Raw genomic sequence first — 14,122 nt, 5'->3', positions numbered from 1 at the left:
ACTCCTTTTTTGTACGATAAAATTAACTGTTAAACAGCTGTTTTTACAGCTTCTCGAAACTGAACTGGACTTCGCCAATTTAATTTCTTTTTGATGCGTTTATGGTTGTAATAATAGATATATTGGTCAATTTTTGTTTTCAATTCATCTAAACTCCGATAGACTTCTCCATGAAAAATCTCTTGCTTTAATAAACCAAAGAAGTTTTCCATAGGTGAGTTATCTAAACAATTCCCTTTACGAGACATACTCTGGAAGATTTTATGCTGCTTCAATTTATTCTTATAAGCATTCATTTGATAGGCCCATCCTTGATCTGAATGGAAGGTTCTACGAAATGGACAATCATTTGTCATCTGGATTGCTTCTTCTAATCCTTCCATTATGGCTAGTGCGTTTGGTTTTTCAGAAATCCGATAAGATAGAATTTCACTATTGTAGAAATCCATGAAAGGATCTAAATACAGCTTTTTCTGACGAACGACACCTGTGGTGTCTACTTCATAATACTTAAACTCTGTGGTATCAGTTGTAATTTTTTGGTGACAGATATTTGTATAAAACCGACGATGAATACGATTTTTGGCGACAGTGCCAACCTTCCCACGATAAGAATTGTACCGTCGAGATTTTCGAGTGTAAGACTTTACTTCGATACCTAGTTTTTTTATCAGACGTTGAATCTTCTTTTTATTGACATGAATCCCTTGATTCTCTAATTCTTTTTTTAGTCGCAGACAGCCATAGTCTTTATGCTCCTTGCGAATTTCAATCATTTTTTCTTCAATTTCTTGGTCTGGGTTTGGTCTGTCAAACCGTTTCTGCCAATACATATAGGTTGCTTTAGGAAATTTCAATGTTTCAAGAAGCTCAACTAGTTTGAATGATCCTCGGAGGCTGGCGATGATTCGTGCGATTGATTCTTGCGTCTTTGCTGGGCTTCCTGTTTTCGCAGCTTCCTCAACTCTTTTAAAAAGGCATTCTCAATTTGAAGGGATCGGACTTGCTTTTCTAATGCCTTGATACGATCGCGTTCTTCAGTTGTTGTATTTTCTTTTTTGTTCTCTTTTTTTCTAGCCAAAGTAAGTGGTCGTCCTTTCTCTTTTGAGATCCCCTCAATACCTGCTTCTCTGAAATTACGCATCCAATTGGCAATAAGCGCAGGGTTGTTCATTTCTAAAGTGCTGGCAACTTCTCGATAGGACATCTCACTTGTTTGATATAACTCTATCGCATTTAACTTAAATTGAACAGAATATTTCTGATTTTGATGCTTTCTCAATAGACCTTCCTCTCCGTATTCACGATAGGCATTCACCCAATCACTTACTTGAGACTTGCTTGAAATACCGTATTTATTGGCAAGATGCCGATATCCACCCACACCACTAAGATATTCTTTAACGATTTTTAGTTTTAATTCAAAAGGATATTTTGCCATACAAATAGCGACCCCCAAAAGTTAGATTTTTGGTCTAACTTTTGGGGGTCGCTTCAGAGGCATATTTTTGCCCATTGTACTTTTTTCTGTTAAAAAAAGATCGTTTGGTCATTTAAAGGAGCGTTAGTTAAATGTAACTGAAGAAAGTTTGCATAACGCTTCTTTCGATCAGTTCTTGTCAAATGAATAGCGATTTCAGCTTTTCCAAATAGTCTAGAGGGATCGGGGTTCTGGTGAGATGAAAAAAAACTCGCAAAGCTTCCTGTCTTGCTAAAGACACTGATTCTCTGTACGAATCAGCGTTCGCTCTATTTTAAAGAAGGGAATTAGGAATAAAACGGCATCTAAAAAAGAGGAAGCTTATAAGAAAAAGTCAAATTAATGATAATAAATCGCAATTCTTCATTTTATTCTAACAAAATGACAATTTTCTTAGGTATTCATCACAAATCTATCACATTTCCAAGCTAAAGTTTGTTATTATCTGAAAATTTTCATCATTCAGATAAAAGCTTCTTCATTATGAGCAAATTTTTTATAGTTAGTTGATAGAAAACAGGACGAGCGTATGTGTTTTCGATCCAAGTTACACGCCAATGCGTCTAATTTCTATATTTGCTGGTATGAAGAAGAGCGCAAAAAAAAATCCTTAAGTTACAGGGGACGAAATGGAGGATAACATGAAAAAAAGGAAAACAAGCTGGGCACTCGTATTGTTAACAAGTCTGATGGTATTAGGTGCTTGTGGTAGTGGAGGCCAAGACCCAACAGATAGTTCGGGAGGGAATGTGTCAGGGGGAGCTAGTTCTGATCCTAATGTATTAGTGGTCGCATCAGGTGCGGATCCAGTGACATTAGATATCCATCAAACGAACGACCAAGCAACTACCAGGGTAGCAAGACAGATTTATGAAACACTGATCAAACAGACGAACGATCTTGAGTTAGTGCCAGGGTTAGCAACAGAGTGGGAAGAAATTGAAGAGAACCTTTATGAGTTCAAGTTGCGAGAAGATGTTGTCTTTCATAATGGGGAAGCGATGACAGCTTCTGATGTTGCCTACACCCTTCGACGGGCGGTTGACTCACCTTCGATCAGTCATATCATTGGTTCGATCGATCCTGATACGATCGAAGTGATCGATGATCATACGATCCATATCGGGACAAATGGTGCCTTCGGGCCTTTCTTGACTCATTTAGCACATCCTGCGGTTGGAATTTTGAGTGAGAAAGCTGTGGAAGAAGCTGGTGAAGATTATGGTATCAGCAGCGTTGTGGGAACGGGTCCCTTTGAATTTGTTGAATGGGCAACCGGTAGTCACGTGACGTTAGATCGATTTGACGATCACTGGGATGAGCCAGCGGGAATGGAAAGAATTGAGTTTCGGACAATTACAGATTCAAGTGTTCGTTTGATTGAACTAGAGTCAGGAACCGTCGATATTGTTTATGATATCGCTCCTTCTGATAATGAAAAGGTTGAAGAAAACGATGAATTGACTTTATTAGCGACAGAAAATTTAGGAACGGAATACTTAGGTTTCAACGTTCGAAATGATACACCATTGCAAGAAGTAGGGGTACGTCGCGCGATTGCCCATGCTATCGATGTCGAATCGATTATCCAAACGGTTCATATGGGGATCGGGACTCAAATGAGTGGACCGATCAACGAATTGGTTTTTGGATATAATGAAAACTTGGAAGCTACTCCTTATGACGTTGAATTAGCAAAAGAACTATTAGCAGAAGCTGGTTATCCAGATGGCGGGTTCTCCCTTTCGTTGTATGTCGGTGATAACAATCAAGAACGAATCCGTGTCTCGCAGGTTGTTTCCGCTGCTTTAGAAGAATTAGGTATCACTGTTGAGGTCAACCAAATGGAGTGGGGAGCATTTTTAGATGCTGCAGCAGCTGGTGAACCAGATATGTTCTTACTAGGTTGGACAACGATCACAACAGATGCTGACTATGGATTGTATCCACTGTTCCATTCAAGTAGCTTTGGCGAAGCTGGAAATCGTACGTTCTATCATAATGAACGGGTAGATGAATTACTTGATGCAGCTCGTAGCACTTCTGACCAAGAGGAACGCTTGGCCTATTATCACGAGGCGCAAGAGATTATCAATGATGAGATGCCATGGGTTTACTTACAAACCAGAGAAAATGTTTCAGGTATCCGCAACTGGGTGCAAGGGTTCGAACATCATCCAACTGGAAGTTACTTCTTAGATACGGTGTCAAAAAACTAAATTGGATTGAGAGTATAAAATAAAGAGCCGCAATGGCTCTTTATTTTGAGGAGATGAATAGATGTTCCAATATATTGTAAAACGAATTCTGTGGTTGTTTCCTATCCTGCTAGGCGTCTCTTTTATTGTATTTACGATTATGTATCTATCACCTGGAGACCCTGTAACGATGGTGTTGGGGGAAGGAGCGACTCCTGAACAATATGAGGCTATGCGTGTGCAAATGGGGCTTGATCGTAGTTTTATCGAACAATTTTTTCATTATATAAAAAATGTTGTCATCGAATTTGATCTTGGGAGATCGTATGTTTCTGGCCGGGTGGTCATGGATGAAATCCTAGTCCGTTTGCCCAACACAATCAAATTATCAGTATGGAGTGTGTTATTTGCCTCGCTGATTGGTATTCCACTGGGAGTGATCTCTGCTTCGAGACCTTATTCCAAGGTTGATAATTTCGTGATGTTTCTTTCACTAGTTGGGGTTTCTATGCCAACCTTTTGGCAGGCACTCCTTTTAATTATTCTTTTTACTTCTACCCTGGGCTGGTTGCCAGCATCTGGTTTTGATACTTGGCAGCAAATGATCATGCCAGTATTTGCATTGGCTTCCTCATCAATTGGCACGATCGCCCGGATCACAAGGTCGAGTATGATGGACGTTTTAGACCAAGATTATATTCGTACGGCAAAAGCCAAAGGAGTAAATGGTTCAAAGGTGACGTTCCATCATGCCTTAAGAAATGCCTTGATTCCCGTAGTGACAGTCATTGGTTTGCAGTTTGGGGCTTTATTAGGTGGGGCTGTATTGACCGAAACTGTTTTTAGTATCAATGGGATCGGGACATTGATGGTGAATGCGATCCGTACAAGAGACACAATGATCGTCCAAGGCGGCGTTTTATTTATTGCATTTATTTTTACGATGGTTAATCTATGTGTCGATATTCTCTATGCATATATCGATCCGCGAATTAAAACCTCATATGATTAAGGGAGGAACTCATGTTTTCTAGAAAAAAGGCCATAGCGAAAACGCAAGCACTTGCAGGCGTACCAGAAGGATCGAAACAAGAGATTTGGCTTTCCTTAAAAGCAAATCGCCGAGCAATGTTTGGGTTACTATTTATCACGTTACTGACGATTACTGCGATTTTTGCAGACTTTATAGCTCCCTATGGTATGAGGGAGCAAAATCTAGCCAATGCATTGCAATTTCCAAGTCGTTCTCATTGGTTTGGGACAGATGACTTGGGACGTGACGTATTGTCTCGTTTGATTTACGGCACGAGAATATCGCTTACTGTAGGCGTTTGTGCGGTGTTACTGGCACTCTTTTTTGGTGGCATCTTAGGTGTCTTATCCGGTTATTTCAGAGGGTGGATCGATACGCTGATTATGCGTTTTTGTGACATCTTACTATCCATCCCTTCCATTTTGTTGGCAATCGCCATCGTGGCTTCTTTGGGATCCAGTCTGCCGAACATGATCTTGGCGATCGGGTTGGCGAATATCCCCATTTTTGCTCGTATTATTCGGGCAAGTGTGATGGCGGTCAAAGAGAAGCAATTTATTGAAGCTGGAAAAGCGCTGGGCGCAAATAATGGATTGCTGATTTTTAAACACATCTTGCCAAATATCCTTTCACCAGTCATTGTGCATTCATCAATGGGCGTTGCCACAGCAATTTTATCTGCTGTTGGCTTAGGATTTATTGGCTTAGGTATGGAGGCTTCCGTTGCGGAATGGGGAACGATGTTAAATTTTGGACGAGGCTATATCCGAACACATCCCTACCTGACGATTTATCCAGGGATCGCGATCATGTTGACCATTTTATCCTTCAATTTGATCGGTGACGGAATCCGAGATGCCATCGATCCGAAGATGAGAGAGAGGTAAGCAGTTATGGACACGATCATGCGCGTCAAGAATCTACAAAAGTATTTTCCTGTGAAGAAGAAAAACTTTTTTGGGGTGGGAAAAGACTATGTGAAAGCAAATAAAGATCTTACGATCGATATCTATGAAGGAGAAACATTAGGCATCGTCGGTGAAAGTGGCTGTGGAAAATCGACCTTTGGACGCACGATTATTCAGCTCCAACGACAAACCGGAGGCTCGACCCTTTACTATGGAGAGACGATCGAAGATTTCATGCCTCGTTACGTAAAAAAAGTCTATCAACAACTGCCAAAAAAGATGAAACAGTTTACTGATTCTGTCAATGAGCTCCAGTCGATCGAATCAAAACTCGCTACCGATTCAGCTGCTGATGTAGAAGCAACAACGGAACGGTTGCGTCTAAAGAAAATCGCTTTTGAAAATGAATATGGCAATACCCTACGATTAGTCGGAGGCTTGATTTTGCATGATGATCTACAAAAGGTCAGTAAGCTTCTTTCGTCTCGTTACGAAGCTGCAGCAAAAGTTGCAGCTAGCAAGCGAGCGTTAACATTTAATCAGCAAAAACAAGCGATGAATGGGGCAGTGGATCAATCAGAGCTCATAAATTTGGAAAAAACGATCGCTGAACAACAAAATGACTTAGCAGCTATTGATAAGCAAGTCGCACAACTAAAAAAAGATGTCATGAACAAAAAAGAATTTTCATACTATGAAGAGCAGCTTGATTCTGGCATCGATCTAGCTGCTTTGACTCAAAAGGAATCAAGAGTTTTACGAAAAGACCTGCAAATTATCTTTCAGGACCCTTACTCCTCACTAGATCCACGGTTAACAGTGGGTGATATTATTGGAGAAGGTTTGTTGATACACAAATTTTTTGCTAGTAAAAAGGACCCAAACTATGAAACCTATATTCTTGATATCATGGAAAAATGCGGGTTAAAGAAAGAATTTATTCATCGCTATCCGCATCAATTTTCTGGTGGACAACGACAACGAATCGGGATTGCTCGTGCCTTAGCTTTAAAGCCCAAATTCATTGTTTGCGATGAAGCTGTTTCAGCGTTAGATGTTTCGATTCAGTCACAGATCATCAATTTGCTTCATGATTTGCGGGAAGAACTCAATTTGACTTACTTGTTTATCACCCATGATCTTGGAGTTGTAAAATTTATTTCTGATCGGATCGGTGTGATGTATTTTGGGCATCTTGTAGAATTAGCTTCAGCTGAGACGATTTTTTCTAACCCGATCCATCCGTACACACGGCAATTATTAAATGCCATTCCAACGCTAGACGAAGAGTATCGACCATGGCCTCTTGATGAAACCCATCCTGATTTGGCATTCAACTATTCAAAAGAAACCGATGCTGATCCAGATTGGGTAGAAGTCGAGCCGAATCATTTTGTGAAGTGTACGCGAAAATAGTTTTTTTAGAACATAGGAATTGAAACATGGTTGATGAGTCAATCAATCGAACCATAAGCATGATACGATTGGTTTAATGGGAAAAAATCAAAAGGAGGTCCAGATGGATTTACTAGAAGTTGATAATCTGCATACGTATTTTGATACGAAACGGGGCACTGTCAAAGCTGTCAAAGGCGTTACTTTTTCATTAAAAAGAGGGAAGACATTAGGAATCGTTGGAGAAAGTGGGAGTGGCAAAAGTCAAACAGCCATGTCGATCCTTCAACTTTTTCAGCGAAATCAGTATATAGCGGAAGGGCAGATCCGTTTTGATGGAAAAAATATCCTCGAATTAAGCAAAAAAGAGCTTTTAAAAATTCGTGGAAATGATATTTCAATGATCTTTCAAGAGCCTATGACAAGTTTGAATCCGGTATTTACAATCAAAGCACAACTGACAGAAGCCTTGAAACTTCATCAGCACGTCGACAATAAGACGGCGACTTTACGGGCATATGAGCTGTTAGAAGCTGTCAAGATCACAGATCCTAAACGAGTAGCCAAGCAATATCCTCATCAGTTATCTGGAGGAATGAGTCAGCGGGTAATGATCGCAATGGCATTAGCCTGCAATCCGAAGCTATTGATTGCCGATGAACCGACTACCGCACTCGATGTGATCATCCAAGCAGAAATCCTTAAGTTAATGAATGAGTTAAAAGACAAGCTGGATACAAGTATTTTATTTATTACCCATGATTTGGGTGTCATTAGTAAAATGGCCGATGATGTGATCGTGATGCATGGGGGAAAAATCGTCGAGAGTGCCCCAATCAATGAGATATTTAAAAATGCTTACCATCCGTACACAAGGCGCTTACTTGCTGCGTTTTTAAGAACCGACATTCGAAACAAGAAAACAGCGCCTGATGATTTTTACAGTAAGGAAAACAATGTCTTTGATTTCACCACATTTAAAACAGAAGAAACAGCGGACCCGGATTGGGTTCAGGTAGGAACAAATCATTTTGTCGCTGCCAGTTTGAGAAAAATCGATAACTAAATGAAGAAGTCGTAAAACAAAGCTTTGTTTACGACTTTTTTCAATATGCTGGGAAGGAAGACTTTTTGTGAGGAAGTTGTGAGAAAGATGTAATAAATAGGGGAAGGTTTGCTCAAGAGCCTTGCCTTAAAGTCCACTTCAAGAATTATACTGGAACTACCATTTTGATGGGAAAAGAAAGGAGCAATTCAATGAACAAATGGACAAAAGGACTTTTTCTGACAATGATTTTTCTAGCAGGATGCAGCAGTGATTCAATGAATGACGAGCCAGACATTGGTACAACAGAAACAAGTACTAGTGACACCATTACGAAACAAATGAGAGAAACAGGGATTGATGGGGAGGCCGATATTTTGATTGCCTATTTCACAAGATCAGAAAATTTAGAGCATGAACCAGCGGTCGAAGCAGTTTCTGGAAGTAGTTTTAATGTAATCGATGACACCTTGGTAGGAGATGTCCAGGTGATAGCAGAAATGATCGCTGAACAGACCGGCGGTGCGTTGTTCTCGATTCAAACAGAAGTAGGTTACCCTAACGTTTACGATGAACATACAGCTTTTGCGACTAGAGAGGTGGAAGAAGATGCCCGACCAACGTTGAAGGCTGACGTTGCCGAAATGACTGAAGTGGATGTTCTCTTTATCGGCTTTCCTGTTTGGTGGAACCGTGCCCCAAGAGCCGTTTTAACATTTCTTGAAACCTATGATCTTACGGATAAACAAATCATTCCTTTTGCAACCCATGGGGGAAGTGGATTGAACAATAGTCAAAACGAACTTCAAACGTTGTATCCAGCGTATGACTTTCTTGAAGGCTTTGCAGCAAGAGCGGGAAGTGTTGAAGAGGCTGAACCGAATCTGTTGAATTGGCTCGATGAACTAGGATATTAGCAAAATTCAAGTTTAGTAGCCGTTTCTCAATTGGCTACATGTTCATGATGTACCACAAACCGAAATAATCATAATATAATTATGGTAAACTAATGCAGTTGATTTATGAATCATTTGGGGATGCGCTGATGGATTAGAAGCAAAAGCTCCTACTTATTCCCGAGAATAGTCAGTTTTTCCGATTTATTCGTTCTAGGTTGACTACAATTCTGTTATTTCGGATAAGAAAGGTAGATCATGACCAAAGAGACGATGAAAAGAATCACACCAATAACCGACAATGGCAATACAGGACCATTCCACGGACGTTTGTTCAGCAACGCGCGCACTCTAAAGATGAATCCTGCAAGTCCGAGTAAAGCGATCGCTACACAAAATAAAAGAATTGATAAATTTAACATTGTATTCCTCCAAATCATTGTATGAGAACTCATACCAAGATACTCATATATCCTACGCCAAAAGCCGTAAAAAGCAAGCAGCTGACAAAACTGTTCGTTTATGCGAACAGTTTTTACATGTTGTTGACGAATCTTTTTACAATTCTGCAATTTCCTACGCTTTTTTAGCTAGATTCGCTGGAACAGTGATTCTTTGTTATCATAAGAATTGATAAGGAGACTGGAGAGGGAGGTTCTCTTTTGTTTCGAACACCTTGAATGCACAAGAAAAAATGAGGAGGAGATTTTGTGGAAATTCGGTTATTAAAATATTTCTACACGATTGCGGAGGAAGGGACGATTTCTCAAGCTGCAGAAGTGCTCCACATCACACAACCGACATTGAGTCGACAATTAAAAGAATTAGAAGACGAGTTAGGGACGGCACTATTCACTCGTGATAATCGTAAAATGGTTTTAACGGAAGCGGGGCGTTTTTTTAAAAGCCGTGCGGAAGAGATTTTGAGTTTGACAGACCAGACAATGCAAGCGTTTGAAGATCGTAAAAAACATTTATTTAGCGGTCACTTCACGATTGGTTGTGTGGAAGCAGATAATTCCGATACGCTTTCCTTGATGTTGGAAGAATTTATCAATGATTATCCTGATGTTCGCTTTCATATTCATAGTGGTACCGGAGATGATATCAGCGATCGTCTAGAGAAAGGCTTGTTGGATCTAGCGATCTTGATCGAACCGATTGAAATCGAGAAGTATGAAAAAATCGTTCTTCCACGAAAAGAAACATGGGGCTTTTTGACTTCGGCTGATTCTTTTCTTACGCATAAAGAAGAAGTTACACCCGAAGACATCAAAGGTGTGCCTTTATTGATCTCCAAGCGTCCAGAAGTACAGCAAATGTTCAGCCAATGGTCGAAGACACCAGTGGAAGAGTTGCCGATCGTGGGTACCTACAATTTAATATTCAATGTCTTTTCCTTAGTAGAAAACCATGTTGGTTCGGCACTGACTGTTAGTGGCGCTGTTGGTCAGCGAAGGAATGAGGCAATCAAGTTTCTGCCTTTAGTACCACAAATCGAGACCAGCTGTGTATTGGTTTGGAAAAAGAATCGTGTACTGTCGCCAGTCGTTATCGAGTTTATTCGACGATTTCGCGATTCCTTTCAATAATCTCAGTGTAAACATCAAAAGAAGCGGTGATATCCGCTTCTTTTTTGTATATCGAAACCAGCTATGCTTTGTAAGCATAAGGTCTTGTGTGAAAAAGCATTAGCCAATCCAACTCGATTGGCTTACCATTAAATCTATCAGGAAACAAAGAGTAGGAGGTGACACAATGGCGGCAATACTTGTTTGTTCACGAGCTGGTGAAAATCTGATTGAGGGACAGCTCAAAAATCTGGGCATAGGAAATACGCAGATTCTAGCAGAGAAGCTGTCAGAGCAGCTGCAATGCCCCCTTTATACTCTTGACCCTGTGGAACCTTATCCTGAAAGTTATCGGGCGATGGTCGAACATGCAAAAAAAGAAAAAGCTGCTAATGATTTTCCCTGCTATCAAACAGTACCGTCTGCGTTTTTTAAAGAACGGATACTATTTGTTGGATTTCCCAACTGGTGGGGGACCTATCCGATGATCGTGGCGAGTTTTTTAAAAGACCATCATTTCGATGGGAAGATTATTTTTCCCTTTTGTACTCATGAAGGCTCAGGATTCGGCAATAGCCTAGAAGACTTTAAAAAAACTTGTCCTGAAGCCCTCATTTATCCTGGATTAGCCATCCGTGGTTCACGAGTGAATAAGGCGGATACTGCCATTCAAAATTGGGTGAGCCAGCATTTTATCACAATAGAAGAAGGAGTCGATCGATATGGTAAAGAAACAAACTGCAGGAAGAGATAATCTAGGGACATTTGCGCCGAAATTTGCGCAATTAAATGATGATGTGTTATTTGGTGAAGTTTGGTCACGTGAGGAAGAATTGGCTCCTCATACAAGAAGTTTATTAACGATATCTGCCTTGATTTCGGGTGGCAATTTTGAACAATTGACTGCCCATCTGACGATTGGCAAGGAAAAAGGGATCACTGTAGAGGAAATTGCAGAAGTAATCACTCATCTGGCTTTCTATGTTGGCTGGCCCAAAGCTTGGTCTGCTTTTAACATCGCCAAAACGGTTTATCAAGAAGAGCTAGCTGAATTGGAGGAAAAATAAATGTCAGAACTCGATGCAGCAAAAGAAGCTGGAATCTTTTCATTAGGGAACACAAATGACGCCTATGCACAATATTTTAGCGGTCAGAGTTACTTGAATCCTTTAGTAGCTGATCCAGCGATTCCAGTCAACGTTGGCAATGTGACTTTTGAACCAGGTTGCCGCAACAATTGGCATCGGCATATTGATGGTGGGTATCAATTGTTGTTGGTGACTTCAGGAGAAGGCTGGTACCAAGAAGCAGGCAAGAAACCGCAAAAACTTACTGTTGGTGATGTCGTAGTCATCAAGGAAGGGGTCAAACATTGGCATGGTGCATCAAAAAATAGTTGGTTTGCCCATGTAGCGATTACTGCTGGTGCTTCAGAATGGTTAGAAGCAGTCAGTGATGAAGAATACGATCAATTGCCTGATGCATAAGCGATGATAAGGCAGCCGTACTGGAAGGCATGTAACAAATCTTATGGGGTCTCACCTGACTGGGGCAGCCAATAGTGTGGCGAGTCAAAAGAGATCGATGTGATCAATGTGATCAATGTGAATGAATGTACGGTCGAGCCGATGATTCAACCTTTGTAAATAGGAGAGAAAAAAGAAGCGTCCACTTGCACAGCTAACGTGCGAATGGACGCTTCTTTTTGTTTAGCCAAGATAAAATTCAATCAACGTTTTTGCAATTAGTTTTGTCATGGGATGACCTTTAGTAAAGCTTGATGCTAAATAGATCGTCCTTGATAAGGGGAAATCTGCTAGTTCACGTAAAACGAAAGGTGCCTCATCTTCATAGCCCCAAGTAATTTTAGGAAAGAACGTGATTCCTAGTCCTTGATTGATGAGGGAGCGCAACGTCGCCGGATCGTCCGTCGTTGAACCGATAGCCAAACTGATTTTTTTTGCTTCAAAAGCTTCGTCGATGGTTCTACGCAGCGGGCTGTTTTCAACCAGTATCAGCAAAGGCACGTGTTGGATATCGGCAACTTGCAAGTCTTTTTTTTCTGCCAAGGGATGCTTTTTGGGGATCGCCAGTAAGATGGGTTCCGTGAATATTGGCAGATTGGTCAAGCCGTTCTTTGGCTCAGAGGTAATGTAGAAGGCTTGTTCTTTGTTGGTCTCCTTACTGCCGTGCTGCTTGATCGAAAGTTGGATCTCAGGGTGCTTTTCAACGAATGTCGCCACCAAGTTGGGCAAGGAAACAGAAGCGACTTCAGAGTAAATCGTCACTGCAGGGACCATTTCTCCATTTAAGGCTTGGATCGCACTTATTCCTTCGTCGAAACGTGCTAACGTCTCAACGACATAGGGATAAAATTCTTCAGCATACATCGTCAACTCGATATGCCGACCGGCATGATAGAACAAAGGAACGCCTAGTTCACTTTCTAGGTGTTTCATGGCACGGCTCAAGGCAGGTTGTGAGATGTATAATTCTTGTGCAGATTGGGTAATATTTTTCGATTCGGCTACTTTTTTAAAGTAGCGTAAATGATCAAGGTTCATCAGATACTCCTCTTTCCATACCTTTTGGTTATGGATATTCACGAAACTGGTATTTTTTATTATAACAAACTTCCGTTATTATGACACAGGAAAGAGAAATTGTTTAGGAGGTGTTTCATGAGTACAGGTTTCTTATACCCAGGACAAGGCAGTCAGACCAGCAAGATGCTTGAGGACGTGCCTGCCAGTTATTTCCATCGGCTAGAACAGGCGACAGGCTTTGATTTACACCCTGTATCGGGGGATCTCAAACAAGATACCGTCTCTATTCAGTTGGCCCTTTTAGTAAAAGCGGCTTTTTACACGGACCAGATGAAAGCATCTGGTGTGCAACCTCAGCTTGTGGCGGGGCATTCGATTGGCGCTTTTTCCGCTGCGTTAGCTTGTGAAAGCTTGAGTTTCGAAAATGCCGCTAGCTTGGTCTATCATCGGGCGACATTGATGAAAGAAGCCTATCCGACTGATTATGCCATGGGGGTACTGGTTGGTGTAACGAGAAGTGAAGCAGAAGCGCTCGTGGCAAAAACATTTGATCCTGCTGCTCCCGTCTATTTATCAAATGAAAATTGCCCCATGCAGCATACGATCTCTGGTCATATCAAAGGCTTGCGCAAGACGCTAGCTCAAGCGAAAGATTATCATGCGCAAACCGCCAAACTTTTAGCAGTGCCTGTCCCGTCCCATTGTGTGTTGATGGCAGAACCCGTGAAACGGTTTGCGCCATTTATGAACACGGTATTCCTTGATGTGCCTATCTGTCCGTACCTCAAAAATACGGATGGTCGGATGACCATGAACCCTGAAGAGATCCGTCGAGATTTGCTGCAAAATATTGCTTATCCGGTGCAGTGGAACAAGATCATGGATGTTGCCTACGAAGCAGGACTTGATTTGGCTCTTGAATTTCCTCCTGGCAATACCTTAACAAAACTGATCCAAGCAAAATTTGGTGAAAACAAAGCGATCCGTGTGATCAATTTGGATCAACATGGCTTGGATGATGCTTTATTCCTATATCGAAAATGGAGATGA

At 41.1% G+C, this 14,122-nt stretch carries 15 protein-coding genes; 11 read left to right on the top strand and 4 right to left on the bottom strand.

Annotation, left to right across the window (positions count from 1 at the left end):
* Positions 1-29 precede the first annotated feature (29 nt).
* Together A5883_RS19795 and A5883_RS19790 are read right to left on the bottom strand one after the other, a co-directional pair.
* Positions 30-905, bottom strand: coding sequence for an IS3 family transposase (locus tag A5883_RS19795; RefSeq protein ID WP_234976689.1), 876 nt, complete (start codon positions 903-905; stop codon positions 30-32).
* The gene (locus A5883_RS19790; protein WP_015509615.1) at positions 875-1,441 is read right to left on the bottom strand and encodes a helix-turn-helix domain-containing protein; all 567 of its coding nucleotides are present in this window, start codon (positions 1,439-1,441) and stop codon (positions 875-877) included. The genes A5883_RS19795 and A5883_RS19790 overlap by 31 nt, the downstream gene beginning before the upstream one ends.
* A gap of 680 nt (positions 1,442-2,121) precedes the next feature.
* Between A5883_RS19790 and A5883_RS07410 the strand changes: the two genes are divergently transcribed.
* The 6 genes from A5883_RS07410 to A5883_RS07385 all read left to right on the top strand — a co-directional run bounded on the left by A5883_RS07410 (position 2,122) and on the right by A5883_RS07385 (position 8,976).
* On the top strand, positions 2,122-3,699 hold the full coding sequence (locus A5883_RS07410) for an ABC transporter substrate-binding protein (protein ID WP_015509666.1): 1,578 nt from the start codon (positions 2,122-2,124) through the stop codon (positions 3,697-3,699).
* 61 nt (positions 3,700-3,760) lie between these two features.
* Positions 3,761-4,690: an ABC transporter permease gene (locus A5883_RS07405; protein WP_086338237.1), complete on the top strand. Its 930-nt coding sequence runs from the start codon at positions 3,761-3,763 to the stop codon at positions 4,688-4,690.
* An 11-nt stretch (positions 4,691-4,701) separates the two neighbouring features.
* On the top strand, positions 4,702-5,598 hold the full coding sequence (locus A5883_RS07400) for an ABC transporter permease (protein WP_060791898.1): 897 nt from the start codon (positions 4,702-4,704) through the stop codon (positions 5,596-5,598).
* Positions 5,599-5,604: 6 nt separating this feature from the next.
* Positions 5,605-7,035: an ATP-binding cassette domain-containing protein gene (locus A5883_RS07395; RefSeq protein WP_086338236.1), complete on the top strand. Its 1,431-nt coding sequence runs from the start codon at positions 5,605-5,607 to the stop codon at positions 7,033-7,035.
* A 103-nt stretch (positions 7,036-7,138) separates the two neighbouring features.
* Positions 7,139-8,080 carry an ABC transporter ATP-binding protein gene (locus A5883_RS07390; protein WP_015509670.1) on the top strand — a complete coding sequence of 314 codons (942 nt, stop codon included), beginning with the start codon at positions 7,139-7,141 and terminating at the stop codon, positions 8,078-8,080.
* A 191-nt stretch (positions 8,081-8,271) separates the two neighbouring features.
* Positions 8,272-8,976 (top strand): flavodoxin, encoded by a 705-nt coding sequence (locus tag A5883_RS07385; RefSeq protein WP_176323958.1) that lies wholly within the window; start codon positions 8,272-8,274, stop codon positions 8,974-8,976.
* 212 nt (positions 8,977-9,188) lie between these two features.
* On the opposite strand, the gene A5883_RS07380 is transcribed toward A5883_RS07385, so the two are convergent.
* Positions 9,189-9,377: a hypothetical protein gene (locus tag A5883_RS07380; protein ID WP_074535879.1), complete on the bottom strand. Its 189-nt coding sequence runs from the start codon at positions 9,375-9,377 to the stop codon at positions 9,189-9,191.
* A 288-nt stretch (positions 9,378-9,665) separates the two neighbouring features.
* On the opposite strand from A5883_RS07380, the gene A5883_RS07375 reads away from it, so the two are divergent.
* The 4 genes from A5883_RS07375 (at position 9,666) to A5883_RS07360 (ending at position 12,013) form a co-directional block, all read left to right on the top strand.
* Positions 9,666-10,547, top strand: a complete 882-nt coding sequence (locus A5883_RS07375; protein ID WP_086338234.1) for a LysR family transcriptional regulator — start codon at positions 9,666-9,668, stop codon at positions 10,545-10,547.
* 166 nt (positions 10,548-10,713) lie between these two features.
* A complete protein-coding gene (locus A5883_RS07370; RefSeq protein ID WP_086338233.1) occupies positions 10,714-11,280 on the top strand; it encodes a flavodoxin in 567 nt (188 codons plus the stop codon).
* Positions 11,249-11,593 carry a carboxymuconolactone decarboxylase family protein gene (locus A5883_RS07365; protein WP_086338232.1) on the top strand — a complete coding sequence of 115 codons (345 nt, stop codon included), beginning with the start codon at positions 11,249-11,251 and terminating at the stop codon, positions 11,591-11,593. Before A5883_RS07370 ends, A5883_RS07365 begins: the two co-directional genes overlap by 32 nt.
* Complete coding sequence (locus A5883_RS07360) at positions 11,594-12,013, top strand: cupin domain-containing protein (protein ID WP_086338231.1); 420 nt, start codon at positions 11,594-11,596, stop codon at positions 12,011-12,013.
* 222 nt (positions 12,014-12,235) lie between these two features.
* Here the strand turns inward: A5883_RS07360 and A5883_RS07355 are convergent, their stop codons facing one another.
* Positions 12,236-13,090 carry a LysR family transcriptional regulator gene (locus A5883_RS07355; protein ID WP_086338230.1) on the bottom strand — a complete coding sequence of 285 codons (855 nt, stop codon included), beginning with the start codon at positions 13,088-13,090 and terminating at the stop codon, positions 12,236-12,238.
* Positions 13,091-13,207: 117 nt separating this feature from the next.
* On the opposite strand from A5883_RS07355, the gene A5883_RS07350 reads away from it, so the two are divergent.
* Positions 13,208-14,122 carry an ACP S-malonyltransferase gene (locus tag A5883_RS07350; RefSeq protein ID WP_086338229.1) on the top strand — a complete coding sequence of 305 codons (915 nt, stop codon included), beginning with the start codon at positions 13,208-13,210 and terminating at the stop codon, positions 14,120-14,122.

This window comes from Enterococcus sp. 5B3_DIV0040, from assembly GCF_002140755.1.
Lineage (GTDB): Bacteria > Bacillota > Bacilli > Lactobacillales > Enterococcaceae > Enterococcus_D > Enterococcus_D casseliflavus.
This window is presented reverse-complemented; position numbering and strand designations above follow the sequence as displayed.